A 26,537-nucleotide genomic window follows, 5' to 3' on the forward strand; every position below is an offset into this window, starting at 1 on the left:
ATGGCCTTTCGCTTGGCTCAGTCGGGCAGAAGGTCGCCGGTGGACTGCAGCACGAGGTGCGCACGGCGGTGGCCGGCGGTCAGCCGCTCTGCGGCATCCGCGCCGTTCAGCCGGGCCACCAGGTAGCCCGCGGCGAAGGCGTCGCCGGCGCCGACCGCCTCGACCACCTCGGTCCTGATCGCCGGGACGAAGGTGCGCGCGTCGCCGCCCTCGCCGAGGTGGAACTCGGTCGCGCCGATGTCGCCGTCCTTGACGACGAGCAGCTCCGGCTCGGGGAGCAGTGCGCGCACGGCATCCGCATCGGCGGTGCCCCACAGGCCGTCGGCCTCGTCGAGGCCGACGAAGACGATGTCCGCCCGTCGCGCGAGCGCGAGCAGCGCGGGAGCGGCGGCGCCGGGCTCCCAGAGGGCGGCCCGGTGGTTCACATCGAAGCTCAGGATGCCGGATCCGCTGCCGACGCGGTCGATGACGGCGTCGATGAGAGCGGCGCAGGAAGCGGAGAGCGCCGGGGTGATGCCCGAGACGTGCACGATCTCGGCCTGCTCGAGAGGCACGTCGGCGACGGTCGCCGGGCTCATCTTCGAGGCCGCGGACCCGCGGCGGTAGTAGAGCACGCCGTGCCCGGGGTCTTTGAAGTAGACGCCGGTAGGCGCATTCGGGTCGTCGCTGACCCTGCTCACGTCGACGCCGTGGCGGGCGACCTCGTCGCGCACGCGCACGCCGAGCGCGTCGTCGCCGACAGCGCTGACCCACGCGGTCGGCACGCCGAGCTGCGCGGCGTGGATGGCGACGTTCGACTCGGCGCCGCCGATGAGCAGGCGCACCTCCTGGGCGGTGGACAGCGGCTCCGCATGGGCAGGGGCGACGAGGGCCATGGTCTCGCCGATGGCGATGAGGCGTGGTGCGGATGCGTCGGACATGGTTACCATGATGAGACCGGGTGTGCGCACATTGCAACCACTGTTGCAGCATATGCACACGTAGAGGAAGGTGTGAGATGAGCGATCTGAATGACGAGCTGCTGACGGAGCGCGACAAGGGCATCCCGGAGCGTGCGATCGGCATGACGGCATCCGCCTTCCTCGCGACGAAGCCGCGCCTCGACGAGTTCTGGACCCCGCTGATCGTGCTCGACGATGCGGCCATGCGGGCGAACGTGGCGACCATGGCCGCGTGGTGCGCGGAGCGCGGGCTGGAGATCATGCCGCACGGCAAGACCACGATGGCCCCGGAGCTGTGGCAGCGTCAGCTGGACGCCGGTGCCCTCGGCGTCACTCTCGCGACCATGGGACAGGTGCGCACCGGCCGCGACCTCGGCCTCGACTCGATCATGCTCGCCAACTCGGCGGTCGACGCACGTTCGCTCGGCTGGCTCGCCGGCGAGCTGGCCGACCCCGGGTTCCGGTTCGTGTGCTGGGCCGACTCGGTCGCCACGGTGGATGCGATGGAGCGTGGCCTGCGCGCGGTCGACCTGCCGCGGCCGGTCGACGTGTGCGTCGAGCTCGGCGCAGAGGGTGGCCGCACCGGTGCACGGTCGCACGACGAGGCCGTGGCGGTGGCGGAGCGGATCGCGGCATCCGACGTCCTTCGCCTCGCCGGCGTCGCCGGCTACGAGGGCAGCCTCGCGCACGACCGCTCCGAGGCGGGGATCGCGGCCGTGCGCTCCTACCTCGAGGCGCAGCTCGCGCTGCACCGCGCGATCTCGCCGCTCTACGGCGACGGAGACGTCTACGTCACCGCCGGGGGCAGCGCCTACTTCGAGATCGTCGCCGACGTGTGGGCTGGCGCCGAGCGCGACGGACGTACCCGCTTCGTGCTGCGCTCCGGCGCCTACATCGTGCACGACGACGGGTTCTACCGCGGCATCTCGCCGTTCGACGAGGGCGGCAGCGGCGAGGGCCCGCACTTCGTGAACGCGATGCACGGCATCGCCCGCATCGTCTCGAGTCCCGAGCCGGGTCTCGCACTGGCGGATGCCGGCAAGCGCGACTTCCCCTACGACGAGGGCCTGCCCATCCCGCGCGCTGCGGCCGGCGATCTCGCAGGTCCCTGGCATCCGCTCCACGCGAGCGTCTCCGCCATGAACGATCAGCATTCGTACGTGCGCCCCGCCGAGCCGCTCGAGATCGGGTCCGTGGTGCGGTTCGGCCTCTCGCATCCGTGCACCGCCTTCGACAAGTGGCGCGTGCTGCCCGTGATCGACTCCCACGACTCCGGCGTGGTCACCGGCCTCGTCCGCACGTACTTCTGAGGAGCATGATGTCCGGTCGTACAGTTCTCCGCGGTGGTTCGGTGGTCACGCCATCCGGCCCGGTGCGCGCCGACGTCGCTATCGTCGGTGCGACGATCGCCGAGGTCGGCGACGTCTCCGCGCTGCCCGATGACGTCGTGGTCGACGCGACGGGCAGGCTGATCCTGCCCGGGTTCATCGATGCGCACTCCCACGCCGACGGTCTGCTCCGCGACGCCGACGTGACGACCGCGCTGCTGCGACAGGGCGTCACCACCATCATCGGCGGGCAGGACGGCATCTCGTACGCACCCGGCGACGGCGCCTACGCGAGCGAGTACTTCGCCGCGATCAACGGACCGCACCCGGCCTACCGCGGCGGCGGAGTCGCCGCGCTGCTGGCTTCCGTCGACGGGGCATCCCCGCTGAACGCCGGCTACCTGGTGCCGGCGGGCACCGTGCGCTTCGAGGTCTGCGGTCGTCGCAGCGGCCCGGCATCCGCCGACGAGCGCGCGCAGATGGCCGATCTCGTGGCGCAGGGAATGTCGGAGGGCGCGCTGGGCCTGTCGACCGGCCTCGACTACGTGCCGGGCATCTTCCAGGACGCCGACGAGATCGCCGCGCTCTGCGTGCCCGTCGCCGCAGCCGGCGGCGTGTACGTGAGTCACATGCGCGGCGGGTACGAGAACAACACCGCCGCGGGCATCACCGAGATGGCTGAGATCTCACGGCTCGCCGCAGCGGATGCCGGCGCTCCGCTGCCCGTGCACGTCTCGCACCTGCACGCCGACGCCGACATCGTGCTCACCCAGGTGGACACGCTCGCCGCCGAGGGCGTCGACGCGACCTTCGACGCGTACCCCTACATCCGCGGCTGCACGCTGCTGGGTATGCCGCTGCTGCCGCCCGAGGTGTCGGCTCTGACCGTCGACGAGGCCGTCGCCCGCCTCACCGATGCCGCCGGCCGCGAGGCGCTGCGCGCGATGTGCGTCCAGCGCGCGTCGAACAGCCCCAGCCTCGGCCCCGACTGGCCCGACATGATCACGCTTGCGCACATCGCGGCATCCGAGCACGACTGGGCGCACGGACTGACCCTGCGCGAGGCATCCGCCCGCGCCGGCGCCGACCCGATGGACTTCGCGCTCGACCTGCTCGCGGCGTCGCGCATGGAGAGCAGCGCCGTCATGGCGGTGCACAACCCGCGCCCGGCGACCGAACTGGCGCGCATCTTCGCCCACCCCGGTCACCTCGGCGGGTCGGACGGCATCTTCATCGGCAAGCATCCGCATCCGCGTGCGGCGGGCTCGTTCGCCCGGTACCTGCGCGAGTTCGTGCGCGAACTCGGCACCTGGTCATGGGCGGATGCCGTGGCGCACCTGTCCGCGCGACCGGCGCAGCGCTTCGGCCTCGGCCGGCGCGGCGTGATCGAGGCGGGCGCGGTCGCCGACGTGCTGCTCGTCGATCCCGAGACCGTGGCCGACGGAGCCACCTACGAGAATCCGCGCGAGCTCGCGACCGGCATCGACGACGTGTTCGTCGCCGGCGTCCGCGTGCTCGCCGGCGGCGAGCCGACCGGGGCGGCTCCCGGCAGGGGCCTGCGCCGGGGAGGTGACTGACCGATGTCGCAGAGCGTCACCCGTGCCGCCGCCGTTCTGGCGTCCCTCGCCGCCGAGCCCTCTTCGGCGGCGGAACTGGCCGCCGAGTTCGGCATCCACCGCACCACGATGTTCCGCGAGCTGCAGAGCCTGGAGCAGGTCGGATTCGTGCGCAAGCAGGCCGACGGCCGCTACGCCGTCGGCATGCAGCTCGCCGTGCTGGGCGGCGCCGCGCTCGAGCAGCTCGACCTGCGCGGTGCGGCCTTCGCGCAGGTGCGCCGGCTGCACCGCATCGTCGGCAACACCGTGCACGTGGGCGCGTTGATCGGCGACGAGATCGTCTACGTCGACAAGGTCGAGGATGCCGCGGGTGTGCGGATGTACTCCCGGGTCGGCGCCGCCGTGCTTCCCTACTGCAGCGGCATCGGCAAGGCCGTACTGGCCGAGCTTCCCGTGGATCGCCGTGACGCACTGCTCGCGGACTGCGACTGGCACCCGCACACGGCGAACACCCTGACCAGCCGCGCAGCCCTCGACGCCGACCTCGCGCTCACCGCCCGCCGCGGATATGCATTCGACGACGCGGAGTTCGAGGACTTCGTGGGATGCGTGGCGGTACCCATCGTGACGTCGGCCGGCGTCGTCGGAGCGCTGTCGCTCACGGCGCTGCGCGTCGCCCAGAGCCGTGAGCAGCTCGAGCAGCGCGTGCCCGTGCTGCGCGAGGCCGCCGCAGAGATCTCCCACCAGCTGGGATGAACCGAACCCACCGAACCGAGAAGAAGGAGAACACCATGCCGAACAAGACCGGTTTCTACGCCGAAGGCGCCCCCACCCCCGCAGGCCCCTACAGCCACGGGGTCGTCGCGAACGGATTCCTGTACACCGCAGGCTTCGGCCCGCAGGACGCCGCGAACGACCACGCCATCGCCGACAACGTGGGTGACCAGACCCGCCAGGTGCTGCGCAACATCCAGAAGGTGCTCGCCGTGCACGGCCTGACCATGGACGACGTGGTCAAGTCGACCGTGCACCTGCAGGACCTCGCCGACTTCGCCGAGTTCAACGCCGCGTACGAGGAGTTCTTCACGGCTCCGTACCCCGTGCGCACCACGGTGGGCTCGCAGCTGGCGAACATCCTCGTCGAGATCGACGTGGTCGCGGCGCTGCCCCAGGCCTGACGCTCAGCCGACGGCGCCCCGGACCGCGTGATGCGGGCCGGGGCGCCGTGCGCGGGTCCTGAGCGAGCGGAGCGAGACGAAGGGCGCCCTCCGTCACTTCGACTCGCTGCGCTCGCTCAGTACGGCGCTCGCTCGTACCTCGCTCGCTCAGGACCCGTGGGGTGAACTCCGGCGTAGCCTGAAGGCATGGACGGGTTCGCGGCCCCCGACTTCTGGCTCGCGCGCGAGGTGCTGCAGCGCGGCATCGCGGCGCTGTACCTCGTCGCGTTCATCTCGACGCTGAACCAGTTCCGCCCGCTGCTCGGCGAGCGCGGGCTGCTGCCGGCGCCCGAACTGCTGCGCTGGGCGCGGTCGTCGAAGGGCCGCCGGCGGATGCTGCGCCCCACGCTGTTCCGCTACGTGGAGTACACGGATCGGCGTCTCGTCGCACTGTGCTGGACGGGCATCGTGCTCGCGGTGCTCCTCGTCGCGGGCATTCCGCAGCTCGGCCCGCCGTGGGTGCCCATGATCGCCTTCCTGCTGCTCTGGCTCGGGTACATGTCGATCGTCAGCATCGGGCAGACCTTCTACGGCTTCGGCTGGGAGATGCTGCTGCTCGAGGCCGGATTCCTCGCCGCGTTCCTGGGCTCGGGCGACCAGCCGCCGCCGACGGTGGTGATCGTGCTGTTCTGGTGGCTGGTGTTCCGGCTCGAGTTCGGCGCGGGGATGATCAAGATCCGCGGCGGGCGCGAGTGGCGCGACCTCACCGCGCTCACCTTCCACCACGAGACCCAGCCGATGCCCGGTCCGCTGAGCAGACAGGCGCACCTGCTGCCGCGCTGGTTCCACAAGGGCGAGGTGCTCGGCAACCACTTCGCGCAGCTGGTGGTGCCGTTCTTCCTGTTCGCGCCGATTCTGTCGCTGTGGGTGCCCGGACCCTGGCCGCTCATCGTCGGGACGGTCGCCGCGGCGATCGTCATCGCCACGCAGTGCTGGCTGGTGATCACAGGCAACTTCGCCTGGCTGAACTGGGCGACGATCGTGCTGGCGTTCTCCGCCGTCGGGATCCCTCGCGCGTGGGTCCCTGAGCTTGTCGACGGGTCGCTCCCGCTCTACTGGCTGGTGATCACCTCGGCCGTCGGCATCCTCTACGTCGCCGTCAGCTGGCCGTCGCTGCACAACCTGTTCGCGCGGCGGCAGCTGATGAACGCGAGCTTCAACCGCTGGCAGCTCGCGAACGCCTACGGGGCGTTCGGCACCGTCACGAAGCAGCGCATCGAGATCGTCGTCGAGGGCACGCTCGACGAGGATCCGGATGCCGCGGAGTGGGTCGAGTACCCCTTCAAGGGCAAGCCGGGTGAGCTGGGCCGCGTGCCGCGGCAGTTCGCGCCGTACCACCTGCGGCTGGACTGGCTGATGTGGTTCCTGCCGCTCGGCTACTCGCTGGACGACTGGTTCACGGTATTCCTGGTCCGGCTCCTCGAGGCGGATGCGCCGACGCTGCGCCTGCTCGCCCGCGATCCGTTCAACGGACAGAGGCCACGCTGGGTGCGGGCGGTCTCGTACCGGTACCGCTTCACCACGCGAGCCGAGCACCGCGAGAGCGGTGACGTCTGGATGCGTGATCAGCGCCGCATCGTGGTGCACCCGATCGGGCACTGAGAACCGTCGGTCCGCGCGGCCCTGTTCGGTCGCGCGGTCGTCGATCAGTCCGGTCGGCAGCAGTCGTCGTCGCAGTGGTCGGCCTCGCGCTCGCCGGTGAGCACGGCGACGGGCGCCGCGCAGCAGGCGTCGCCGCGCCACGCCTCGATCCCCTCGCGGATCGCGAAGCCGGCGATGACGAGCGCGGCGAGCGAGTCGGCCCACGCCCATCCGAGCAGGCTGTTGAGGACGAGGCCGACGAGAAGAGCAGCCGACAGGTAGGTGCAGATCAGGGTCTGTTTGGAGTCCGCGACCGCGGACGCCGAACCGAGTTCGCGGCCGGTGCGGCGCTCGAACCAGGACAGGAACGGCATCACCAGCAGGCTCAGTGCGGCGATCGCGATGCCGACCGGGGAGTGCTCCGGTTCGCGCAGCCCGGCGAGCGACAGGATCGCGTCGACCGAGACATAGGCGGCGAGTCCGAAGAACGAGATCGCGATCACGCGCAGGGCGGTCTTCTCGCGCCGCTCGGGATCCGGCGCGGAGAACTGCCAGGCGACCGCCGCGGCGGAGAGCACCTCCACGACGGAGTCCAGCCCGAACCCGATCAGTGCGGCCGAGGAGGCGGCGCCTCCCGCGACGAGGGCGACGATCGCCTCGATGACGTTCCACGAGATCGTGATCGCGACGACGACCCGGATCCGCCGTCGCAGCACCGCGGTCCTCGCCGGGGTCCGCACCGCAGTCGTCATGACGCCTGCTCCGCGTCGCAGCATCCGGGCACCGTGCACGCGGGGTCGATGCACGGGATGCTCTCGTCCACGGCGAGCGTCACCTCGACCAGGGCGGTCAGCGCCGCGGCGAGGTGCGGGTCGGCGATCTCGTAGCGGGTCTGCCGGCCTTCGGTTTCCGCCACCACGATGCCGCACCCGCGCAGGCAGGCTAGGTGGTTCGACACGTTCGTGCGCGTGAGCCCGAGTTCGCGGGCGAGCTTCGCGGGGTATCCCGGTCCGTCGAGCAGGGACAGCAGGACGCGGGAGCGGGTCGGGTCGGACATGGCCCGCCCGAGCCGGTTCATCGCATCCGTTCGCGAAGCAATGGTCAGCATGTAGTGACCATACAGCAGATACTGACCCTTCCTGGGGGTGCCGATCCGGCCGCCGCTGAGTGCCCGGCTGCGTAGCGGTCGGCCGACGCGCCGGGGCGGTCGGCGTTTCTCCGGCGCGCCGCCTGCCGGCATCCGAAGGTGGGGACGGATGCCGGGGAGCCAGCCCCCGACCGGGACGTCGGATCCTGGCGTCCCGGTCGGGTACGCGGGCCGCGAGTCAGGCGGCGACCACCTCCGCGGCATCCGCCTCGGCCAGCGCCTTCTCCTCGGCGAGGTGCGCGCGCACCGCGCGCACGCCGGGCAGCAGCAGGCTCGCGATGGCCGCGATGGCCAGGCCGGTCAGCGCGACCGCGACCGAGGCGCCCAGCGCGTCGACCATGGAGGCGCGGCTCCAGTCGTCGCCGATCCGGGCGAAGAAGATCGTGGTCGAAACCGCGATGCCGGCGGCCGCGCCGATCTGCTGGAACGTGCTGTACGTGCCGGATGCTGCGCCCGCATCCGCCACCGGCACGGTCGCGAGCGCGACGTCGACGAGCGGGATGATGATCAGTGACAGGCCGATGCCGGCCGTGAGCATGCCGCCGACAGCCGCCCAGCCGGTGAAGTCGGCGCCGGCGGCGACGAGCACCGTGTAGGTCCACCAGATGCCGACGCCCATCAGCACGCAGCCCGCGGCGATCAGCGCCTTGCCGAGCTTGGCGGTGAGGGGCACCGCCAGACCGGTGCCGAGCATCGCTCCGACGCTGAAGGCCAGCAGGTTCAGACCGGCGCCCAGGGCGTCGAAGCCCAGCGCGAGCTGCAGGTAGAGCAGGAACGGCAGCGTGAACGCGTTCATCGCGCCCTGGAACATCGCCTGCGTGACGAGTCCGGCGGAGAAGCCGCGGTTGCGGAACAGCGGCAGCGGCAGCAGAGCGGAGCCGTCGTGCGCCATCCGACGGCGGGAGTGTGCGATGAACACGAGCAGCAGCACGACCCCGGCGCCGACGACCGCCCACAGCCACGCCGGCCAGCCGAGCGAGCGTCCCTCGATGAGCGGGATCATCAGGCACAGCAGCGTGCCCGTGAGCAGCGCCACGCCCCAGAAGTCGGTGCGCAGCGGGTGCTCGGATCGCGTCTCGGGCACGAAGCGCGCCGCGAGGACCGCGATGACGATGCCGACGGGCAGGTTGATGAAGAAGATCGAGCGCCAGCCGAGACCGGCGATGTCCGCGTCGACGAGCCAGCCGCCGAGAAGCGGCCCGATGACGGCGGCCAGACCGGTGACCGCGCCGACCAGGCCGTAGATCGGCGCGCGTTCACGCGGCGAGTACAGAGCCTGGATGGTCGCGAGCAGCGGCGGCACCATGAGAGCAGCGAACAGTCCCTGGATGATGCGGGAGGCGACGAGCGCCTCGCCCGACCACGCCGAGGCGGCCAGAGCCGAGGCGGCGGTGAAGCCGATGATGCCGATGAGGAACAGCCTCTTACGGCCGAAGATGTCGCCCAGCCGGCCGCCCGTGATGAGGGCGACGGCGAACGCGAGGATGTAGCCCGAGACGATCCATTCGAGGGCGGTGGGGCCCGCGCTCAGTCCGGCGCCGATCGCCGGGAGCGCGACCTGAACGATCGTCACGTCGAGCAGGTCCATGAATGAGGCGAACAGGAGGATGCCGATGGCAAGCCCTCGTCGCGTGGTGGTGCCCATGAGGTGTCCTTCCTTAGACTGGGGATGTCTCCTTCATGGAATATTTCCGAATCGGGATAATTCCACAACGGAGAGAATAGGCAGGGGAGGACGCGATGTCAAGCAGGTCCGAGGTGATCGGTCGCCTCAACGGTGAGATGCAGGTGCTGATCGCGGACGCCGTGCTGCGGAACGAGCGCATCGCCCGCACTCTGGGCCTGAACGTCGTCGACCTGCAGGCCTTCGGTGTGCTCGCCCGGGCGGGACGCCCTCTCACCGCCGGCGAGCTCGGCCAGCGCACCGAGCTGCCGAGCAGCACGACCACCCGGGTCATCGATCGGCTCGAGAAGCAGGGGCTGGTGAGCCGGATCTCCGATCCCGCGGACCGCCGCCGGGTGGTGGTGCAGGTCGATCATGAGCAGCTCGCCCGGATCAGTTCGCCCGCCGAGGGATCGCCGTACGCGGAAGTGTCGGCGCACATGGATCGGGTGTACGCGGGATTCACTCTCGACGAGCTCGAGGTCGTCGCACGGTACTTCGCCGCGATGAATGCGCCGACCTCGGCCGACGCGTCAGCCGAGGACTGAGGGCGGCCATGTCCAGGCAGCTGTCGACCGCTGAGCAGCAGCAGCGCCGAAAGGCGCGGCAGATCCGCCGCCGCGACCGCGAGGAGCGCGAGCGTGAACAGGCTCGATGGAAGATGTCGGCCGGGACGGCCGCCGTGATCCTGGTCGCCGCGGCGCTTCTCAGCGCCGGCATCGGCTGGGTGATGACGCCGACGCTGATGCCGGATGCCGATCCGGTGACGGCCATCGTGACAGGTGCGCTCACCGGCGGGATCTCCGCGCTGCTCGCCGCCGCCGGGATCGTCGGCATGCTCGGCGTCAAGCCCCGGTGGGTGTTCATCAGTTCATCGCTGGCGGTCGGCGGCGTGATGTACTTCGCCGTTCTCGACGCAGCCGGTGCGGTGCCGTTCACGCGGATCGGATGGATGGTGTGCGCGGTCGTGCTCACCGCCGGATTCCTGGGGATCGGTGTCTTCGGCGTCAGTGTCGAGAAGTCCGGCACGCGGCCGATCGTCACTCTCGCTGTCAGCGCGGTGATCACGGCGACCGGTGCGGTGCTCCTCGGCGGAGGGCTGGGCGCATCGGGCCCGATCTTCGTCGGGCTGTGGACGGTCGGCGGGCGTACCGTCGATGCCAGCCCGGCGGACGGGCTGGCACCCGTCGCGTTCGCGCTCTTCGGCATGATCGTCACGACGCTCGGAGTCTTCGCGCTCGCCGGCTGTGGCTGGGCTTCGATCCAGCGGCGCAGGAAAGGTCGACCCGTCGTCCGCTGACCGGCGCCTCGGCTGGTTCCGGATGCGTGACGCGTCGTTGCCGGTTACGATACCCAGGTGGGGTACTCAATGCGGATAGGACGGCTGATCGCCGTCATCGTCCTGCTCGCGGGTCTGCTCGGCATGCATGTGCTCGGGCTGCACGGCACCGCCGAGCATCACGGCATGTCCGAGACCACGGTCGCCCACGCGCTGACGACGGATGCTGCGCAGCCGACAGTTGCCGCGGAAGCCGGGGTTCTGCACGCAGAGGCCGGTCACAGCGCTGCATCATCCGCCGTCCTGCAGACCCCCACCGGGCACGGCTTCGGAGCCGACGGCATGATGGCCGCGATGTGCGTGCTCGCACTGCTCGCCGGCATCCTGCTGCTGCGTGCACCCTCCCTTCGCGGCGGACTGCCGACGCCCGGCACCCTGCTGCGCGTGCTCGCCGTGGTGCCCGCCTCCCCGCAGCCTCCCTCTCTCGACGTTCTCTGCATCAGTCGCAGATGACCTGTGCCCTGGCGCGCCCGCGCGCCGAAGCACCGTCATCGAACACTGAAGGAGAACCATGAACACCATTCGCCGCGCCCTGATCACGGGCGCAGTCGTCCTGTCGCTCGGCACCCTCGTCGCGTGCACTCCGACGCCGTCGGGACACGAGAACATGCCGGGGATGTCGCAGTCGCCGGCATCCGACGCCGTCGCGAACGACGCCGATGCGATGTTCGCGAGCATGATGATCGTCCACCACGAGCAGGCGATCGAGATGAGCGATCTCGTGCTCGCCAAGGAGGGCCTCGACCCCGACGTCGCGGACCTCGCCACGCGCATCAAGGAGGCGCAGGGCCCCGAGATCGAACAGCTCAACGGCTGGCTCGACGACTGGGACGTGCCGGCCGCCGACGACTCGATGGATCACGACGACGGCATGATGAGCGCCGACGACATGGCCGCGCTGGAGGCGGCGTCCGGAGCGGATGCCGGGAAGCTGTTCCTCGAGCAGATGATCGTGCACCACGAGGGCGCCGTCAACATGGCGGAGGACGAGGTGGAGAACGGGAAGAACCCGGACGCCACTGCCCTCGCGCAGAAGATCATCGACGCGCAGACCGACGAGATCGCCGAGATGAGGGGGCTGCTCGCGGGCTGAGGCTCGGGAGCGCCCGCACGCCACGGGAACGGATGCGCGACGCGTCCGGGCATCCAGTCGTGCGGGCGTTCCCCGGCCCGTGCAGGTGACGGGTCAGAAGAGGCCGAGCTTCAGCAGCAGTGCGCGATCCAACGCCGCGATCTCCGCGCTCTCGAGCCCACCGCGAAACGTGCCGAGCCGGCCGGCGTCGATCGAGTAGATCTGATCCGTCAGGATGCGGGTGCGGACTCCGTCCACGTCTATCTCGGGGCGATAAACGGCACTTCCGGCCGAGGTCGATGTCATGGCGACGGTCACGGTGCTCGAGGCGAACGCGTCGGACTGGATGATGACGGCCAGACGCGCACCCTGCTGTTCCCGACCGCGGGCGCCGGGCAGCGCTTTGATCTCGTAGATCGCGCCGCGGAAGATCACTCCGCGACGCCCATGAACCGTTGGATCGCGAGCATCTCGGCCTGGTCGTCCGCGTCGGTCGCGAGCCGCTCGGCGTCGTCTTGCGCGCGACGCAGCAGCAGTTCGCGGTAGGTGTGCAGTACGGCGAACCGCACTCCGTCGGAGCGGCTGCCGTGTTCGGCTGCCAGCTCGCTGAGGGCGGTCTCGAGTGCGCTGTCCGTCCGGACGTTGAGGGTGGCCATGGTTCCAGTGTAATACGAACCGTATTACACTGGGCGGCTCCTGATGGATCCGGAAGGCGGCCCGGAGTCCACGGTCCTAAGTCCGATCCAAGAGCGGGCGGCTCTCAGGGATTCAGCGAGGCGGCCGCGACCTGCGCCTGCAACAGCGGCAGCGTGCGCGACGGTTCGGGCCGGATGCCGAGCACCTTCGCCAGCTCCAGGGCGAGGAGTGCGTGGCCGGCCGCGTTCGGGTGGAAGGGGTCGTTCATCAGCCCCCATGGCACACCGCCGTGGCCGATCTCGGCGAAGCGGGCGTGCTGGTCGACGAGCAGCACGTCGTCGCGCGCGGCGACATCGCGGATCGCCTGCGCAAACGCGCCGATGCGCGCCCGCTCGGGCGCGGCGGCCACGTCGACCGAGGGCGGCGTCAGCAGCACGGGCACCGCGCCCAGAGCGCGCACACGGGCGACGAACTCGGCGATGGAGGCGCCGAACTTCGCCGGTTCCAGCGTCGCCACCGCGGTGGAGCAGTCGTTGGTGCCGATCATCAGGGTGACGACGTCGGGGTTCCAGGACGCCACACGGCGGTCGAAGTCGGCGAGGATCTGCACGATCTTGTGTCCACTGATCGCCGAGTTGATCAGGATGTCGCGGGTGCGGGCCAGCTCGCCGCGGATCAGCTCGTGCAGGTGCTCGGGGTAGGTGCGCCCGCCCTGCGTGTGCACGAGTCCGTGGGTGATCGAGTCGCCGGTGATCACCCAGTTCAGGGGCTCGTCGGCGGTGAGTGCGGCCTGCAGTCGAGAGTTCTCGGCGGTGGTCATGTGGCTATTCTTCCGGGTCGGTGAGAAACGTCTGTGGTCATGGGAAACGCTGCGTCACGGTGTTTCTCGCGACGGGAGGCGTTTCTCGGAGGCATCCGGCGGAGGTTCAGAGGGGGACGGGCGCGCGTGTGGCCAGCGACCGGTAGGCGGCATCGACGACGGTGACGGCGTCGACTGCGTCCGCGGGCAGGATGCGGGCATCCGTCCCGTCCTCCAGCGCGGTCAGGAAGTCGCGCAGCTGGGTCAGGTACGGACTCTCGCCGGCGTCCGCAGGCGGAAGGTAACCGTCGGGCGGGGCCTCGGCACTGTCGTGCCGGAGCCGACCCGTCGAGCCGATCACCTCGATGGTGGTGCGGAAGGGCGTGCCGGGCCCGAGCCAGCCACCGTGGATGCGGCTGACCGCGCCGCTGCGGTGCGTGAGCACGACGTCGGCGGTGACGACGCGCGGCAGGACGCCCGCAGAGGACGGCGGATCCTGGACTGCTGATACGGATGCCACAGGTCCGGCGAGCCAGATCGCCTGATCGATGTCGTGGATCATCAGGTCTCGGATGAGGCCGCCTCCGGCGTTCTCGTCGAAGAACCAGGCCGCGTCCGGTCCCGCTCCGACGCGGCTCAGCACCAGTTCGGTGACGTCGCCGATCATCCCGTCGCCGACCCACTGCTTGATCCCACGGTAGTCCGGGAAGTAGCGCACCACGTGCGCGGGAAACAGCCGCACGCCGGCATCCGCCGCCGCGCGCACGATCACGGCGGCATCCTCGGCCGTCGCAGCGAGCGGCTTCTCGCAGATCACGTGCCGGCCGCGCGCGATCGCGCGCAGGGCGAGTTCCGGATGCGTGGCCGTGGGACTGATGATGTCGACGACGTCGGATGCGTCGATCAGCGCGTCGAGATCGTCGACGATCTCGACGTCGTACATCTCTGCCAGCGCCGTCGCAGCTGTGCGTCGCAGGATCCGGACCTCGGCGCTCAGCGCCAGCAGCGCCTCGACATGCGGCGCGGCGATGCCGCCCGCACCGATCAGTCCGACCCGCAGCTTCGTCGTCATGGTCTCATCCTGCCCGGCGCCCGCGTTCAGGTCGCAATTCTGGTCGCCTCGGACCCGGGGATGTGCTGAGCAGCTCCCATGCGTGGACGGCGATCTCCCGCGGAGTGGCGCCGGCACAGAGGGTGACGCGACGAGCTGCGATCGCAGCAGCGCCGGCGGCACGTACACGTCTCTCCGACGCCCACGATCTGACGTATTCTGCGACCTGAACGAGGGAGGGCGCGGATGCCGCAGACGGAGACGCTGCTGGTCGGCGCCGCCGTCCGCTCCGTGGCCGTGCCCGCCGGCACCGCGATGTCCGGCTACGCCGCCCGCACCTCGGGCAGTACCGGCACCCACGACCCGCTCACCGTCCGCGCCCTGGTGCTCGGGCGGATCGCACTGGTCGCGGTGGACTGCTGCGTGCTGCACGAGGACACCTGCGCCGTCGCCCGCGCCGCGGCGATCGCCACCGGGACCGCCGACGAGGTCGTGGTGCATGCGACGCACACGCACTCCGGCCCCTGCGTCGGGTGGGGACGTGCGGGCGCCGACCAGCCGGAGGTGCGCGCCGCCGTCACCGCTGCGATCCCGGATGCCGTCGTCGCTGCCGCCGCTCGGAGACTGCCGTGCGCGGCCCGCTTCTCGGAGGCGTTCGGCGCGGATGTCGCCCGCGATCGCCGGCATCCGGAGCGCCGCATCGACCCGCCAGTGCAGACCGTCGGCTTCGACCACGACGGTCGTCGCGTCGCCACACTCGTCACCTACGCGTGCCATCCGGTGGTGCTGGATGCGGCGAACACACTGATCAGCGGTGACTTCGTCGCGTCGCTGCGCGAACAGGTCGAGCAGGCCTTCCCCGGCAGCGTGTGCGTCTACGTCACGGGTGCCGCGGGCGATGTGAACCCCGGCGACTTCAGCCCGGAGTCGTCGTACGTGCCCGGCGGCGAGGGGCACTCTTTCGCCGACGCGGAGCGCATCGGCAGGACCCTGGCTCGGACGGCGCTGGACGCGCCGGTGTGCCGGATCGAAGCGCAGGATGCCGCGTTCGCGACCGCCGCCGTCGCACTCGAGACGGAGTCCGAGGGCGACATCGCAGCAGAGGCCCGCGTCTGGCGCGACGAGCTCGCCCGCGGAACCGACCGGGCGGCATTGCTCGAGGAATGGCTGCGGTGGGCGGAGGACCGCCCGCACGGCACCGGATGGACCGGACGCGTGTCGGTGATCTCGGTCGGCGCCCTGCGGATCGTGGGCCTGCCCGGCGAGCCGTTCCTCGCGGCATCCGATCGTCTGCGCGCCGCGCACGACGGACCGGTCCTCGTGCTCGGCTACTGTGACGGCGTCGCCGGCTATCTGCCCGACGAGGCGGAGTACGTGCACGGCGGCTACGAGGTCGCGGACGCGCACCGCTACTACGGCATGCCGGCGCCCTTCGCGCGCGGGTCGCTGGAACGCGTCATCGCCGCGGCGGGCGAGCTGCTCCAATAGTCCGGGTCGCAGAGACCCACGGGCCGACACGACGTCGCGCTGAGTTCTGCCGCGTCCGGGGTGATCATTGCTCTGCAGACGGTCGTGCACGACGATGGAGTCGGACGTGAGCGACACGAGGGAGAGACCATGCAACTCGGAATGATCGGACTGGGCCGGATGGGCGCCAACATCGTGCGCCGGCTGATGCGCGACGGGCACGACTGCGTCGTCTACGACGTCAGCGCGGATGCGGTCTCCGCGCTCGCCGCGGAGGGCGCGACCGGAGCATCCGATCTCGCCGACTTCGCCGCGAAGCTGCAGACGCCGCGCGTGGTCTGGCTGATGGTTCCCGCCTCGCTCACCGGCAAGGTCGTCGACGACGTCGCGGCCGTGCTCGAACCCGGCGACATCATCATCGACGGCGGCAACTCGAACTACCGCGACGACGTGCGCCGCGCCAAGGCGCTGCGCGAGCGCGGCATCGAGTACGTGGATGCCGGCACCAGCGGCGGCGTGTTCGGACTGGAGCGCGGGTACTGTCTGATGGTCGGCGGCTCGGAGGCCGCGGTGAACCACATCGAGCCGCTGCTGAAGACGATCGCACCGGGCGCGGGCGACATCGAGCGCACGCCGGGACGCACCGGCGAGCTCGCGCCCGAGGAGCAGGGCTACCTGCACTGCGGCCCGTCGGGTGCCGGCCACTTCGTGAAGATGGTGCACAACGGCATCGAGTACGGCATCATGGCCGCGCTCGCCGAGGGCCTCAATCTGCTCGAGAACGCGGATGCCGGAGTGCGCGAGGCCGAGCACTCCGCAGAGGTCGCCCCGCTGGAGGAGCCGGAGTTCTACCAGTTCCCGATCGACACCGCGAAGGTCACCGAGCTGTGGCGCCGCGGATCCGTGGTGTCGTCGTGGCTGCTCGACCTGACCGCCGCCGCGCTGAACGAGAACCCGACGCTGACGGGCCTGGCCGGGCGGGTGTCCGACTCGGGTGAGGGCCGGTGGACGGTGAAGGCCGCGGTCGACGTGGGCGTGCCGGTTCCGGTGCTCGCCGCGTCGCTGTTCGAGCGGTTCGCCTCGCGTGACGAGGACCACTTCGCCAACCAGGTGCTCTCGGCGATGCGCCTGCAGTTCGGCGGTCACAAGGAGCTGCCCGCCGGCGACGTGCTCGAGGCCGGCGGACGGAAGTCGGATTCCCCGCCGGCTCGTTGACCCTTCCGCACCCTGAGCGAGCGGAGCGAGACGAAGGGCGCCCTTCGTCTCGCTTCGCTCGCTCAGGGCCCGGGGGCGGCACGCTCCTCGCTCAGGACCCGGAGGACCCGGTGGTTCCCGGCGTCACCAGACCCGTCTCGTAGGCGAGCACGACGAGCGCTGCCCGGTCGCGGGCGCCCAGACGCGCGAGCAGCCGGCTGGCGTACGTGCGCGCGGTCGCGGGGCTGAGGTACAGCTCGGCCGCGATCTCGTCGTTGGTGTGGCCGCGTCCGATCAGCGTGAGCACCTCGATCTCGCGCTCGGTGAGCCCGTGCAACAGGCTGTCGTCGGTCCGTGTCCCGGAGGTGACGGCACGCATCACTGTCGCGGTCACCGCGGGATCGAGAAGGGAATCCCCCGCGGACACGGTGCGGATCGCGGCGCGCAGGTCCTCGGGTGAGACATCCTTCAACAGATATCCGGCCGCACCCGAACGGATCGCCTCGTAGACGTGCTCGTCCTCGTCGAAGGTCGTGAGCACGAGTACCCGGGTGCCGTCGAGCGCCGGGTCGGCGACGATCTCGCGGGTCGCCTGCAGACCGTCCATCACCGGCATCCGGATGTCCATCAGGACGACATCGGGACGCAGTTCGCGTACGCGGGACAGCCCTGCCCTCCCGTCCTGCGCCTCGCCGGTCACGACGATGTCGCCGTCGCGCTCCGCGAGCGGGCGCAGTCCCGCGCGGACGAGTTCCTGGTCGTCCACGAGGACCACGCTGATCTGCCCGGTCATGCGATCTCCTCCTCGCCGCTCAGCGGCAGCCGCGCGTCCACGACGAACCCGGTCGCGGAGCGTCCCGCGGCCAGAGTGCCTCCGAGCATCTCGGCGCGCTCGCGCATCCCGCGGATGCCTGCACCCCCTTCGCCGGTGGCGCTCGATCCCCGACCGCCGCCGTCGTCCGTGATGCTCAGTTCCAGGACGTCACCGTCCGCCGTGGCCGAGACCGCGATCTGCGTGGCGTCGGCGTGGCGGAGCACGTTCGTCAGCGACTCCTGCACGATGCGGTACGCCGCGGCATCCACCGCCTTCGGCAGGTCCGCGACCGCGATCACGGCGTCCACGCGCAACCCTGCTCCGCGTGCGGCGGCGAACAGCGGCTCCGTCGACGCCAGGCCCAATACGGGTTCCGGCTCTGTCTGCCGGTCATCGCGCAGCACCTTCACCGTGCGGCGCAGCTCGCGCAGCGCCTCGGACGTCGCGGCCCGCACCTCGTCGAGCGCGGCGCGCGTGGCTTCGGGATCGTCGGCTTCCGCCGCCACGCCGGCGTGAAGCGACGCGACCGACAGGGTGTGGCCGATCGTGTCGTGCAGGTCGCGGGCCATGCGCATGCGCTCCTCGTGCAGGCGCGCGTCGGCGGCGTGCGCCTCTTCGGCGGCGGTGAGCCGGGCGATCAGCCGGGTGCGCTCCCGCGCCTCGCGCGTGAGCCGCACCGCCGTGCCGAGCGCGATCGCCGCGGCGGCGAGGGCCACCTCGGTCATGAACGTGTAGCCGTTCAGCGCGGAATCGGGCTCGGTGCCGTCCATGCGATAGACGGATGCCACGGCGATGAGCACTGCGGCCCCGATGGCGGCCCACCACGGACGCCTCATCTCGGCCGTCGAGTACAGCGCGCCCACCGCGGGCAGCACCATGCCGATCGGAGGAAGGTCGATCGTGTAATAGCCGAAGATCCCGAGGATCGACACCGCCAGCACGGCCAGCGGGAACCGGCGCCGCAGCAGCAGGATCGCCCCGAAGCCGGCCGCAGCCAGGTATGCGCCCCACGACGTGCGGCCGTCCGGATCGGCGGCGATCACCACGGCGATCACCAGTGCGACGGCGAGCGCCAGCGCCACGTCGCCGAGACGCGCGTCGACCCCGGTCCTGCCGGCAGCGGTTTCGGTCACGCCCTCAGGATACGAATCGATGCCCCTTCTGCGCAGTCGCCGCCGGGCGATGCGGGATGTCGCCTCAAGGCGACATCCCGGGGAAGACCGCGCGACTGCAGGCGATGCGAGAAGACGACCGCGGGCCGATGTGCCGTCGGTCGCCGTCGGGGAGCGTGGATGTCATGACGAACAACACCACTCGCACAACCCCTGCACTGCCCTGGATGCTCATCCTCGGCCTGGCCTCGCTCTCGCTGTTGTGGCCGCTGACCACCCTGCTCGGAGTGGGCAACGGCGCACCGCGGGCACTGATGATCCTCGGCGTCACCGCGGCCGTGTGGGTCGGCATGGTCGGGTTCGGCCGCGTGCGCCGCCCCGTGCTGACGCTCACGATCACCGGCCTCGTCTACGGCTTCATCGCCCTCGTCCTCGCCGGCATCACTCCCGGCGGCGGCGGGCCGTTCGGCGACACCGCCAGCCTGTGGGGGCTCATCCCGGGCCTGATCATGAATGCCGGCGTGGGTGCACTGGTCGGGCTGCTCGCGCTCGCCGTGCAGAAGATGATCGGTCCCCGGAAGGAGGCGTGATGCGGCGATCATCGAAGGCCGCGGCTGTCGTGGCGCTGCTGCTCGCGGCATCCGGTCTCACCGCCTGCGGCATCTCGACGTCGCCGGTCACCGAGCACGAGTTCGTCAACGAACTGGCCGTGCCGCCGCTGGCGGAATCGACCGTCGAAAGCGGCGTGCGCACCTTTCAGCTCACGGCGCAGAAGGGCATCACCGACTTCCCCGGCATCGGCGAATCGGAGACATGGGGCTTCAACGGCGCGTTCCTCGGGCCCACCCTCCGCGCCACGCGCGGCGAGAAGGTGGCCGTGCAGGTCGACAACGAGCTCGGCCGTCCGACCAGCGTGCACTGGCACGGGATGCATCTGCCGGCCGCGATGGATGGCGGTCCGCACCAGATGGTCGAACCCGGCGCGACCTGGACGCCGTCATGGACGGTCGACCAGCCGGCGTCGACGCTCTGGTACCACCCGCATCCGCACGGCGAGACCGAGGAGCACGTCTACCGGGGCCTGGCGGGGATGTTCATCCTCGACGACGACGCGAGCGCTGCGGCATCCCTGCCGAACGAGTACGGCGTCGACGACCTGCCGCTGATCGTGCAGGACAAGAAGTTCGACGACGGCGAGCTGGAGTACGACCGCAACGGTTCGGAGCCGGGCATCCTCGGCGACACCGTGCTCGTCAACGGCACGGTCGGGCCGTACGCCGACGTCTCCACCGAGCGCGTGCGCCTGCGGCTGCTGAACGGGTCGACCGCGCGCACCTACACGTTCGCCTTCGAGGATCGCCCGATGACCTTGATCGCCACCGACGGAGGGTTCCTGGACGCACCGCTGTCGCAGGAGCGGGTGCGACTCGCGCCGGGCGAACGGGCCGAGGTCGTCGTGACGTTCGAACCGGGCGAGACCGTCCGGCTGCGCTCGCTCAAGACCGACCTCGGCGGGATCGTGGTGCCCCAGACCGCGGGCGGCAACGACGAGTTCGACGTGATCGAATTCCGTGCCGCCGAGAAGCTGACCCCGTCGCCCGAGCCGTCCTGGCCGGCGGCGAAGGATGCTGCGGCCGACGAGGTGCACGAGTCCGAGGCATCCGTCACCCGCGAGTTCGTGCTGAACACGCGCGAGATCAACGGGGAGGAGATGGACATGTCGCGCATCGACGAGGTCGCGTACGTCGGCGACACCGAGGTGTGGAACGTGAAGAGCACCCAGCCGATCCCGCACAGCTTCCACATCCACGACGTGCAGTTCCGCATCCTGTCCATCGACGGCAAGGCCCCGCCGCCCGAGCTCGCGGGGCCGAAGGACACGATCTACCTGCAGCCGAACGTCGACTACCGGCTGCTGATGCGGTTCGAGGACTACGCCGATCCGGCCATCCCGTACATGTACCACTGCCACATGCTGATGCACGAGGACGAGGGCATGATGGGCCAGTTCGTCGTGATCGAGCGAGGGCAGGAGGGCGAGGTGGGCATGCCGGAGATGGAGGGCCATCACCACTGACCTCCGTTGATTTGCCCCGGCCTCGCAGATGGCGGACGGATCTGCATATGGCGGGCGAAACGCCGTCAGGTCGGCAGCCATGCGCGATTTCGTCCGCCATCCGCGGGCCGCATCCGCGTCCGGATGCGCGGATGCCGAGGTCAGGGCGTCTCGGGGTCGCGCAGCGGCATCCGGTCGGCCGGCGGGGCCGGCTTCGGCTGCGACACCGGGATGCGCTCCGGCTCAGGCTCCGGGCCCGACTCCGGCTGCGGCGTCGGGGTAGCCTCCGCCTTCGGCGCCGCCTGCGGAGTGGCATCCGGCTGCGCGGGCAGCTCGCGCGCGACCTGCTTCTCGAGCACGGTGACGGCCTGCTCCGAGAGCACGATCAGCCCGTCGAGCTCCTCGCGCACGCGCTTGTAGGCGACGTTGCGCTCGGCCTGCGTGGCCGACTCGTCGACGGCGACCTTCAGCAGCTGCTGCGCGCGGTCGAGGCGCTTGCGCTCGTCCTCGGTGAAGGTCGAGTTACGCAGGCGCCGGGCCTCCTTCTCGGCGATCTCGAAGGCGACGGAGTAATTGCCGACCGCGTCGAGATACTCGGTGACCTGCTGCTCGCTCACCTTCGCATCGGCGGATGCCGGGCGCAGGGCGTCTGCGGTCTTCTTGGCCCTCAGGAACGCGGCGGTCAGCGGTTGCCGTCCGTCGCTCATGGCGGGGAAGGCGATGAGCTTGGCGACGTCGAGCTCGTAGTCCAGCCAGCGCGCGGTGATCTCGTCGTGCTCGGCGAACAGGCGGGTGAGCAGGTCGGCGTGACTCTCGGCCTGCTTCTTCTCCTGCTGCCTCTTCGTCGGCACCGGACCGGTCTTGCCGCCGCGCGCGGCGATCTGTGCCGCCTTGATCTCGCCCTTCAGCCGCAGGGTCTCCAGGCGGCGCTCATGCCGGCGCTTGGCGCTGCGCTCCCACGCCTTGCTGATGCCGCCGGCCACACCCATGAGCGGGAAGACGAGCCACCAGTAGTTGCCCGCCCAATCCCAGAACCCCTGCCAGAACTCCATGATGCGTTCAGCCTAATGCGGTCGGCATGCCGTGTGTCCGGCCTTGTCGCCTGTTGCTCCGGTCTCACCGGCTGCGGGTGTGGGGCCGTGCGGACCCGCAACGGATGAGACCGGAGCCGATCGAGCAGGGCCTTCAAGCGGCACACGCCACGCACTGGTCCGCGAACGGACGCACCTCGAGCCGCGCGGCGGGGATCGGATTCCCGCATCCGGTGCAGATGCCGTAAGTGCCGGCCTCCAGCCGCGCCAGTGCGTCGTCGACCTGCCGCAGTTCGGCCGCGGCCGCGTCGGCGAGGCCGGACAGTCGCGACCATTCCGACGACAGCGTCACACCCTCGGGGTCGTGTTCGTCGTCGTCGTTCGAGCCCTCGCGATCGTGCACGAGCGCCTGCAGGGCGGATGCCGCGGACGCGGCGCGCGCTGCGGCCTCGGCACGCAGGCGCCGCAGATTCTCGCGCTGATCAGGCATCCCGTCATCCTAGTGCTGGCGGGGTGTCCTGGCGCGGCGGCAACGCTCCGGATCTCTGCAGAATCTCGGAGCGGCTGGTCGAGACCTCTCCGCGATTCCGCAGATCTCCGAGAAGGCGCGGCCGATCCCGGCGCCTACTCCAGCCACTCCGTGATGAAACGGTCGTTCGCGTGGATGTGGGTCGCCTCGTAGATGCCGCCGTCGAGCACCTCGAAGCGGTGCGCGATCAGTGCCGGGACGACGAGGACCTGCCCGCCGACACCGACGAGCTGCTCGTCACCGACGGTGAACAGCGCTCTGCCGCGGTGGATGACGAACGTCTCGGCGTACGGATGACGGTGCAGGCGGGGACCCGCGCCCGCGGACGCGTACTCCCGGATGATGCTGACCGGCGATCCGATCAGGTGGCCCTCGATGTTCGCGTCGCGCGCGACGTCGAACGGCTGGATGGTCATGGCATGCCTCCCGGTGCGCTTTCCGGCCGAGGCTACGCCGAGTCCCGGCCCGGCGCGAGGCCCTCTGCGACTGCGCAAGGATGATCAAGCGCGGCGGCCCGCAGAGGAGCACGATGGGGACATGAGCAGCCCCGCGGACACCTTCGCGACCTTCGTCGACCGGCTCGCCGACGCGCTGCGCGACGACGAGGCCGGCACGATCGACGGTGCGGAGCTGGCCGCTCGGGTCGGGTTCTCGCGCTTCCACCTCGACCGGATCATCCGGTCGGTGGCGGGCGAGAACCCCGGGGCGTTCCGCCGCCGCATCCTGCTGGAGCGCGCCGCGTTCCGCATGCTGACGACGCGGATGCCGCTGCTCGATGTCGCCGTCGATGCCGGCTATTCGTCGCACGAGGCCTTCACCCGCGCGTTCACGCGCGAGTTCGGAGAGCCTCCGGCGCAGTGGCGGCACACCGCGGCGACGTTCCGACTGCCGGCCGGCAACGGAGTGCATTTCCACCCGCCGGGGAGCATCCGGCTTCCCATGAGAGACAAGGAGAGCGAGATGGAACTTCTGGAGCGCATGACCGCGCATCACATCTGGCTGACCGGGGAGATGATCCGGGTGGCCGGCGAGCTCGGCAGCGACGAGCTGAACCGGCCGATCGAGGTCGACGTCGATGACGACGAGCAGAGCGTCAGGTCACTGCTGGCCCGGCTGGTCGGGCAGCTGGCGATGTGGAACGCCGTGATGGCCGGCCGGCCCTACGACCTGCAGATCGAGCAGCACCAATCGCTCGGCGACCTGCGAGACATCCTCGCCGTTGAGGGGCCGGCGTTCCACGAGCACGTCCGCGAGGTCACCGCAGGGGAGCGCCTCGACGAGACGTTCGTCGACGCATCCGGCGAGCCGGTCGAGGTGATCAGCTACGGCGGCAACCTCGCGCACATCCTCACCTTCGCCGCCTACCGCCGGGTGCTCGTGCTGCTGGCGCTGAACGCCGCCGGGCACGGCGAGCTGGGCTGGGGAGACCCGCGGTTCTGGGTCGCAGAGCCCGCCGGCTGATCCCGGATGCAGAGGCGCCCGCCGCCCCTCGTGAGGGCGCCGGGCGCTTCCGTGCCGGGTCAGCCGACGGTGGCGGCGACGTCGGGCTGGTCGCTGAAGATGCCGTCCATGCCCGCGTTCAGGTAGACCTGGATCTCGCCCGCGAGGTCACCGGGCGCGATCGGGTCGGACGAGGAGCGGAACTCCACCGGCAGGTACTGGTTCTCCAGGCGGAAGGTCCAGCCGTGCACGTCGAGACCGGCAGCGTGCGCGTCGGCGATCACCGGTGACGGTGCCGCGAGGCGGCCCTCGGAGGTCCGCGGGATCAGTACCGACTTCTCGGCGCCGATGCCGTCGGCGTACTCCGCGATCCCGGCGAGGCCGGCCGGCTTCACCAGATCGGCGTAGGTGCGCGCGTCACCGGCGAGCGTGAAGTCGTACGGCCGACCGGACGAACTGATCAACTGCGCGAGCTTCACGTTCGTGAGGCCGTTCAGCTCCAGCAGATTCGAGACCTCGAAGCTCTGCACGATCACCGGGGCGTCGGCGGAGTCCACGCCGTTCGCCTTCAGCTGCGCGACCAGCGGCTCCTCGAGCGACAGGCCGATCGAGTCGAAGTAGGACGGATGTTTGGTCTCGGGGTAGACGCCGACCTGGCGGCCGTCGCAGCTGACCGAGTGGCGGGCCAGGTCGATGACCTCGTCCAGCGTCGGGATCACGTAGAGCCCGTCGAAGGCGGTGTTCGCGGGTCGCGTCTGCGGCATCCGCTCCTTGGCACGCAGCGTACGCAGCTCGGCGAAGGTGAAGTCCTCCGTGAACCAGCCGGTGACCTTCGCGCCGTCGATCGTCTTCGTCGCCTTCCGCGAGGCGAACTCGGGGCGAGCCGCGACATCCGTCGTGCCGCTGATCTCGTTCTCGTGGCGGGCGACGAGCACGCCGTCCTTCGTGGAGACGACGTCGGGCTCGATGTAGTCCGCGCACTGCACGATCGCCTGCTCGTAAGCGGCGAGGGTGTGCTCCGGGCGGTAACCGCTCGCACCGCGGTGCCCGATCACGGTCACCAGCTCCTTCGCGACCTTGGTGCGATCGAGGTCGATCACGGCGAACTCGGTGTCGTCGGGAGTGCCGGGCACGCGGGCGTCGTTGCCGGGGTAGTTGTTGTCGTTGGCGATCAGCAGGTCGCCGTTGCGCAGCTGCACGATCGTCTCGAACGACTGCACCGGCAGCGAGAAGACCTCGCCCGTGCCGTAGCCCTCACCGGCGGCGAGGCCGTCGGGGTTGGCGATGCGCAGCGCGTCGAGGACGAGGTTCTTCTCGACGTAGCCCTCGTGGTCCGCCTTCTTCAGGTCGATCTCGTAGACCCGCTTGGTGACCGCCTGCGCACCCTCGAAGTCGTCACGCTCGACGACCAGCAGCACGTCGTTCTTGACCGTGAAGGCATCGCCGATCACGTTCGGCTCCTGATCGGTCTGGTAGTTCCAGGTGCGCCCGGTGTACGCGCCCTTCTTCGTGTCGAACTCGCGGATCTCGCGGCGGCGCTGATCCGGGTCGTCGGCGTAGGCGCCCTCCAGGATCGGGTACAGGTAGCGCCCGTTCTTCGAGCCGGCCAGGGCCTCGAAGCCGCGGCTCGCGCGCACGCGCGGGGTCTCGTCGGTCTTCAGGTACGGGTTCTGCGGCGACTTCGCGCCCTCGAGCGAGAACGGCTTCTCGAGCAGAGTGCCCTCGGCGTCGAAGTGCAGCAGGAACGGCCCGAACTCCTCGCCGACCCAGAACGTGCCGTCCTTCGCGCGCACGACCGACTCGATGTCGAAGTCGGCGCCGGTGAGCAGCCGCTCGTCGGTTCCTTCGTTCACGATCGGGAAGTCGAGCAGCCCGTTTCGGTCGTTGTACGAGAGGAAGCGCTCGACCTTGATCTCCCCCGAGCCGCCGGCGGCGGTCTGCCAGTCGGGGCGCACCAGGTAACTGCGCAGCAGGAAGTCGGCGGAGTTGCCCTTGGCACCGAAGCCGTTGTCGGGCTGCGCCCAGAAGGTGCCGTCACCGTTGTCGATCACGGCCGAGAACCCGGGGATGACCTGGCCGTCCCAGGGTCCCTGGCGTCCGTTGCCCGGGCTCGCCTGAGCGCCCGAGGCAGGGCCCTCGGCGAGGAAGTCGGCCGAGAGCTGCGCCCACGACACCAGCGTCGGCTGGAACGCGTGGTTCGGCGAGGTGGGCGTGGTCTGGTTTCCGGCCGCGTTCGCCGGTGCGGTGAGGAACAGAGTTGCTGCGGTCGCCACCACGGTGGCGGCGGCAAGCGCACGGGGGAGTCGTCTCATGCCCGCGAGTCAATCGGCGCACGTTGGAGCATCCGTGACGCGGCTGTGACCCGCCGATGACGTGACGATGAACGGATGCCGATGAGCCCGGCATCCGCTCACCGGACTCAGTTGAGGATGAGGCCGATCACCGTGGCACCGCCGCCGACCAGGATGAGCGAGACGATGGTCACCCAGGCGACGACGCGGATGCGCTTCTGGCGGCGCTCGCTGTAGACGGAGAGGTCTTCGGCTTCTTCGTGCTGGTTCATG

The 26,537-nt window shown here is 70.4% G+C and carries 29 protein-coding genes; 14 read left to right on the top strand and 15 right to left on the bottom strand.

Features of this window, described 5'->3' with window-relative positions:
• Nucleotides 1-17: 17 nt before the first annotated feature.
• On the bottom strand, nt 18-920 hold the full coding sequence (locus DY023_RS10890; protein ID WP_116242370.1) for a sugar kinase: 903 nt from the start codon (nt 918-920) through the stop codon (nt 18-20).
• A gap of 77 nt (nt 921-997) precedes the next feature.
• Here DY023_RS10890 and DY023_RS10895 point away from each other — a divergent pair, with 77 nt between their 5' ends.
• The 5 genes from DY023_RS10895 to DY023_RS10915 all read left to right on the top strand — a co-directional run bounded on the left by DY023_RS10895 (nt 998) and on the right by DY023_RS10915 (nt 6,644).
• Complete coding sequence (locus DY023_RS10895; RefSeq protein ID WP_116242371.1) at nt 998-2,251, top strand: alanine racemase; 1,254 nt, start codon at nt 998-1,000, stop codon at nt 2,249-2,251.
• A gap of 8 nt (nt 2,252-2,259) precedes the next feature.
• Entirely contained in the window at nt 2,260-3,846 is a 1,587-nt protein-coding gene (locus tag DY023_RS10900; RefSeq protein ID WP_116242372.1) for an N-acyl-D-amino-acid deacylase family protein, read from the top strand.
• A gap of 3 nt (nt 3,847-3,849) precedes the next feature.
• The gene (locus DY023_RS10905) at nt 3,850-4,581 is read left to right on the top strand and encodes an IclR family transcriptional regulator (protein ID WP_116242373.1); all 732 of its coding nucleotides are present in this window, start codon (nt 3,850-3,852) and stop codon (nt 4,579-4,581) included.
• A gap of 35 nt (nt 4,582-4,616) precedes the next feature.
• Nucleotides 4,617-5,003 (top strand): RidA family protein, encoded by a 387-nt coding sequence (locus tag DY023_RS10910; RefSeq protein WP_116242478.1) that lies wholly within the window; start codon nt 4,617-4,619, stop codon nt 5,001-5,003.
• A 186-nt stretch (nt 5,004-5,189) separates the two neighbouring features.
• Complete coding sequence (locus DY023_RS10915; RefSeq protein WP_116242374.1) at nt 5,190-6,644, top strand: lipase maturation factor family protein; 1,455 nt, start codon at nt 5,190-5,192, stop codon at nt 6,642-6,644.
• Between the two features lie 44 nt (nt 6,645-6,688).
• Here the strand turns inward: DY023_RS10915 and DY023_RS10920 are convergent, their stop codons facing one another.
• The 3 genes from DY023_RS10920 to DY023_RS10930 form a co-directional block, all read right to left on the bottom strand.
• A complete protein-coding gene (locus tag DY023_RS10920) occupies nt 6,689-7,375 on the bottom strand; it encodes a cation diffusion facilitator family transporter (protein ID WP_116242375.1) in 687 nt (228 codons plus the stop codon).
• Nucleotides 7,372-7,731, bottom strand: a complete 360-nt coding sequence (gene cmtR / locus DY023_RS10925) for a Cd(II)/Pb(II)-sensing metalloregulatory transcriptional regulator CmtR (protein ID WP_116242376.1) — start codon at nt 7,729-7,731, stop codon at nt 7,372-7,374. The genes DY023_RS10920 and cmtR overlap by 4 nt, the downstream gene beginning before the upstream one ends.
• Before the next feature lie 217 nt (nt 7,732-7,948).
• Entirely contained in the window at nt 7,949-9,415 is a 1,467-nt protein-coding gene (locus tag DY023_RS10930; RefSeq protein WP_116242377.1) for an MFS transporter, read from the bottom strand.
• 95 nt (nt 9,416-9,510) lie between these two features.
• Between DY023_RS10930 and DY023_RS10935 the strand changes: the two genes are divergently transcribed.
• From DY023_RS10935 to DY023_RS10950, 4 genes are read left to right on the top strand one after another with little or no spacing between them, the layout of a single operon-like run.
• Complete coding sequence (locus DY023_RS10935) at nt 9,511-9,981, top strand: MarR family winged helix-turn-helix transcriptional regulator (RefSeq protein ID WP_116242378.1); 471 nt, start codon at nt 9,511-9,513, stop codon at nt 9,979-9,981.
• Nucleotides 9,982-9,989: 8 nt separating this feature from the next.
• Nucleotides 9,990-10,733, top strand: coding sequence for a hypothetical protein (locus tag DY023_RS10940; protein ID WP_116242379.1), 744 nt, complete (start codon nt 9,990-9,992; stop codon nt 10,731-10,733).
• A 57-nt stretch (nt 10,734-10,790) separates the two neighbouring features.
• On the top strand, nt 10,791-11,225 hold the full coding sequence (locus tag DY023_RS10945; RefSeq protein WP_147303290.1) for a DUF6153 family protein: 435 nt from the start codon (nt 10,791-10,793) through the stop codon (nt 11,223-11,225).
• Between the two features lie 58 nt (nt 11,226-11,283).
• Nucleotides 11,284-11,865, top strand: a complete 582-nt coding sequence (locus tag DY023_RS10950) for a DUF305 domain-containing protein (protein WP_245958669.1) — start codon at nt 11,284-11,286, stop codon at nt 11,863-11,865.
• A 93-nt stretch (nt 11,866-11,958) separates the two neighbouring features.
• On the opposite strand, the gene DY023_RS10955 is transcribed toward DY023_RS10950, so the two are convergent.
• From DY023_RS10955 to DY023_RS10970, 4 genes are all read right to left on the bottom strand, one after another.
• Nucleotides 11,959-12,279: a type II toxin-antitoxin system PemK/MazF family toxin gene (locus DY023_RS10955; RefSeq protein WP_116242381.1), complete on the bottom strand. Its 321-nt coding sequence runs from the start codon at nt 12,277-12,279 to the stop codon at nt 11,959-11,961.
• Nucleotides 12,276-12,500, bottom strand: coding sequence for a hypothetical protein (locus tag DY023_RS10960; RefSeq protein ID WP_116242382.1), 225 nt, complete (start codon nt 12,498-12,500; stop codon nt 12,276-12,278). Before DY023_RS10960 ends, DY023_RS10955 begins: the two co-directional genes overlap by 4 nt.
• Before the next feature lie 104 nt (nt 12,501-12,604).
• Nucleotides 12,605-13,300: an SGNH/GDSL hydrolase family protein gene (locus tag DY023_RS10965; protein WP_116242383.1), complete on the bottom strand. Its 696-nt coding sequence runs from the start codon at nt 13,298-13,300 to the stop codon at nt 12,605-12,607.
• A 106-nt stretch (nt 13,301-13,406) separates the two neighbouring features.
• Nucleotides 13,407-14,351, bottom strand: a complete 945-nt coding sequence (locus DY023_RS10970) for a Gfo/Idh/MocA family protein (RefSeq protein WP_116242384.1) — start codon at nt 14,349-14,351, stop codon at nt 13,407-13,409.
• A 225-nt stretch (nt 14,352-14,576) separates the two neighbouring features.
• Here DY023_RS10970 and DY023_RS10975 point away from each other — a divergent pair, with 225 nt between their 5' ends.
• Both DY023_RS10975 and gnd read left to right on the top strand, forming a co-directional pair.
• Nucleotides 14,577-15,818, top strand: a complete 1,242-nt coding sequence (locus tag DY023_RS10975; RefSeq protein WP_116242385.1) for an alkaline ceramidase — start codon at nt 14,577-14,579, stop codon at nt 15,816-15,818.
• A gap of 129 nt (nt 15,819-15,947) precedes the next feature.
• The gene (gene gnd / locus DY023_RS10980) at nt 15,948-17,012 is read left to right on the top strand and encodes a phosphogluconate dehydrogenase (NAD(+)-dependent, decarboxylating) (protein WP_116242480.1); all 1,065 of its coding nucleotides are present in this window, start codon (nt 15,948-15,950) and stop codon (nt 17,010-17,012) included.
• A gap of 91 nt (nt 17,013-17,103) precedes the next feature.
• Here gnd and DY023_RS10985 read toward each other — a convergent pair whose 3' ends face one another.
• Together DY023_RS10985 and DY023_RS10990 are read right to left on the bottom strand one after the other, a co-directional pair.
• On the bottom strand, nt 17,104-17,784 hold the full coding sequence (locus DY023_RS10985; protein ID WP_116242386.1) for a response regulator: 681 nt from the start codon (nt 17,782-17,784) through the stop codon (nt 17,104-17,106).
• Complete coding sequence (locus DY023_RS10990) at nt 17,781-18,938, bottom strand: sensor histidine kinase (protein WP_116242387.1); 1,158 nt, start codon at nt 18,936-18,938, stop codon at nt 17,781-17,783. The genes DY023_RS10985 and DY023_RS10990 overlap by 4 nt, the downstream gene beginning before the upstream one ends.
• Before the next feature lie 164 nt (nt 18,939-19,102).
• On the opposite strand from DY023_RS10990, the gene DY023_RS10995 reads away from it, so the two are divergent.
• The gene (locus DY023_RS10995; RefSeq protein ID WP_116242388.1) at nt 19,103-19,507 is read left to right on the top strand and encodes a hypothetical protein; all 405 of its coding nucleotides are present in this window, start codon (nt 19,103-19,105) and stop codon (nt 19,505-19,507) included.
• A complete protein-coding gene (locus DY023_RS11000) occupies nt 19,507-20,994 on the top strand; it encodes a multicopper oxidase family protein (RefSeq protein ID WP_116242389.1) in 1,488 nt (495 codons plus the stop codon). The genes DY023_RS10995 and DY023_RS11000 overlap by 1 nt, the downstream gene beginning before the upstream one ends.
• 140 nt (nt 20,995-21,134) lie before the next feature.
• On the opposite strand, the gene DY023_RS11010 is transcribed toward DY023_RS11000, so the two are convergent.
• The 3 genes from DY023_RS11010 to DY023_RS11020 all read right to left on the bottom strand — a co-directional run bounded on the left by DY023_RS11010 (nt 21,135) and on the right by DY023_RS11020 (nt 22,949).
• Nucleotides 21,135-22,028, bottom strand: a complete 894-nt coding sequence (locus DY023_RS11010; protein WP_245958673.1) for a hypothetical protein — start codon at nt 22,026-22,028, stop codon at nt 21,135-21,137.
• 130 nt (nt 22,029-22,158) lie between these two features.
• A complete protein-coding gene (locus tag DY023_RS11015; RefSeq protein WP_116242390.1) occupies nt 22,159-22,494 on the bottom strand; it encodes a TraR/DksA family transcriptional regulator in 336 nt (111 codons plus the stop codon).
• A 134-nt stretch (nt 22,495-22,628) separates the two neighbouring features.
• Nucleotides 22,629-22,949 carry a cupin domain-containing protein gene (locus DY023_RS11020; protein ID WP_116242391.1) on the bottom strand — a complete coding sequence of 107 codons (321 nt, stop codon included), beginning with the start codon at nt 22,947-22,949 and terminating at the stop codon, nt 22,629-22,631.
• Between the two features lie 121 nt (nt 22,950-23,070).
• Between DY023_RS11020 and DY023_RS11025 the strand changes: the two genes are divergently transcribed.
• Nucleotides 23,071-23,994 carry a helix-turn-helix domain-containing protein gene (locus tag DY023_RS11025; protein WP_116242392.1) on the top strand — a complete coding sequence of 308 codons (924 nt, stop codon included), beginning with the start codon at nt 23,071-23,073 and terminating at the stop codon, nt 23,992-23,994.
• Between the two features lie 59 nt (nt 23,995-24,053).
• On the opposite strand, the gene DY023_RS11030 is transcribed toward DY023_RS11025, so the two are convergent.
• Nucleotides 24,054-26,285, bottom strand: a complete 2,232-nt coding sequence (locus DY023_RS11030) for an esterase-like activity of phytase family protein (protein WP_116242393.1) — start codon at nt 26,283-26,285, stop codon at nt 24,054-24,056.
• Between the two features lie 107 nt (nt 26,286-26,392).
• A complete protein-coding gene (locus tag DY023_RS18015) occupies nt 26,393-26,536 on the bottom strand; it encodes a hypothetical protein (protein WP_181905815.1) in 144 nt (47 codons plus the stop codon).
• Between the last annotated feature and the right edge of the window lies 1 nt (nt 26,537).

The organism is Microbacterium bovistercoris, from assembly GCF_003387575.1.
Classification (GTDB): Bacteria; Actinomycetota; Actinomycetes; order Actinomycetales; family Microbacteriaceae; genus Microbacterium; species Microbacterium bovistercoris.

Bases quoted from the DNA above. Each gene is read 5' to 3' on its own strand.
- DY023_RS10935 (WP_116242378.1), top strand. From the start codon at position 9,511: ATGTCAAGCAGGTCCGAGGTGATCGGTCGCCTCAACGGTGAGATGCAG.
- DY023_RS10950 (WP_245958669.1), top strand. From the start codon at position 11,284: ATGAACACCATTCGCCGCGCCCTGATCACGGGCGCAGTCGTCCTGTCG.
- DY023_RS11000 (WP_116242389.1), top strand. From the start codon at position 19,507: ATGCGGCGATCATCGAAGGCCGCGGCTGTCGTGGCGCTGCTGCTCGCG.
- DY023_RS10890 (WP_116242370.1), bottom strand. From the start codon at position 920: ATGTCCGACGCATCCGCACCACGCCTCATCGCCATCGGCGAGACCATG.
- DY023_RS10965 (WP_116242383.1), bottom strand. From the start codon at position 13,300: ATGACCACCGCCGAGAACTCTCGACTGCAGGCCGCACTCACCGCCGAC.
- DY023_RS11030 (WP_116242393.1), bottom strand. From the start codon at position 26,285: ATGAGACGACTCCCCCGTGCGCTTGCCGCCGCCACCGTGGTGGCGACC.
- gnd (WP_116242480.1), top strand. From the start codon at position 15,948: ATGCAACTCGGAATGATCGGACTGGGCCGGATGGGCGCCAACATCGTG.
- DY023_RS10960 (WP_116242382.1), bottom strand. From the start codon at position 12,500: ATGGCCACCCTCAACGTCCGGACGGACAGCGCACTCGAGACCGCCCTC.
- DY023_RS10895 (WP_116242371.1), top strand. From the start codon at position 998: ATGAGCGATCTGAATGACGAGCTGCTGACGGAGCGCGACAAGGGCATC.
- DY023_RS10970 (WP_116242384.1), bottom strand. From the start codon at position 14,351: ATGACGACGAAGCTGCGGGTCGGACTGATCGGTGCGGGCGGCATCGCC.
- DY023_RS10985 (WP_116242386.1), bottom strand. From the start codon at position 17,784: ATGACCGGGCAGATCAGCGTGGTCCTCGTGGACGACCAGGAACTCGTC.
- DY023_RS10910 (WP_116242478.1), top strand. From the start codon at position 4,617: ATGCCGAACAAGACCGGTTTCTACGCCGAAGGCGCCCCCACCCCCGCA.
- DY023_RS10905 (WP_116242373.1), top strand. From the start codon at position 3,850: ATGTCGCAGAGCGTCACCCGTGCCGCCGCCGTTCTGGCGTCCCTCGCC.
- DY023_RS10940 (WP_116242379.1), top strand. From the start codon at position 9,990: ATGTCCAGGCAGCTGTCGACCGCTGAGCAGCAGCAGCGCCGAAAGGCG.
- DY023_RS10995 (WP_116242388.1), top strand. From the start codon at position 19,103: ATGACGAACAACACCACTCGCACAACCCCTGCACTGCCCTGGATGCTC.
- DY023_RS11020 (WP_116242391.1), bottom strand. From the start codon at position 22,949: ATGACCATCCAGCCGTTCGACGTCGCGCGCGACGCGAACATCGAGGGC.
- DY023_RS10975 (WP_116242385.1), top strand. From the start codon at position 14,577: ATGCCGCAGACGGAGACGCTGCTGGTCGGCGCCGCCGTCCGCTCCGTG.
- DY023_RS10900 (WP_116242372.1), top strand. From the start codon at position 2,260: ATGTCCGGTCGTACAGTTCTCCGCGGTGGTTCGGTGGTCACGCCATCC.
- DY023_RS10930 (WP_116242377.1), bottom strand. From the start codon at position 9,415: ATGGGCACCACCACGCGACGAGGGCTTGCCATCGGCATCCTCCTGTTC.
- DY023_RS10920 (WP_116242375.1), bottom strand. From the start codon at position 7,375: ATGACGACTGCGGTGCGGACCCCGGCGAGGACCGCGGTGCTGCGACGG.
- DY023_RS10915 (WP_116242374.1), top strand. From the start codon at position 5,190: ATGGACGGGTTCGCGGCCCCCGACTTCTGGCTCGCGCGCGAGGTGCTG.
- DY023_RS11015 (WP_116242390.1), bottom strand. From the start codon at position 22,494: ATGCCTGATCAGCGCGAGAATCTGCGGCGCCTGCGTGCCGAGGCCGCA.
- DY023_RS11025 (WP_116242392.1), top strand. From the start codon at position 23,071: ATGAGCAGCCCCGCGGACACCTTCGCGACCTTCGTCGACCGGCTCGCC.
- cmtR (WP_116242376.1), bottom strand. From the start codon at position 7,731: ATGCTGACCATTGCTTCGCGAACGGATGCGATGAACCGGCTCGGGCGG.
- DY023_RS18015 (WP_181905815.1), bottom strand. From the start codon at position 26,536: ATGAACCAGCACGAAGAAGCCGAAGACCTCTCCGTCTACAGCGAGCGC.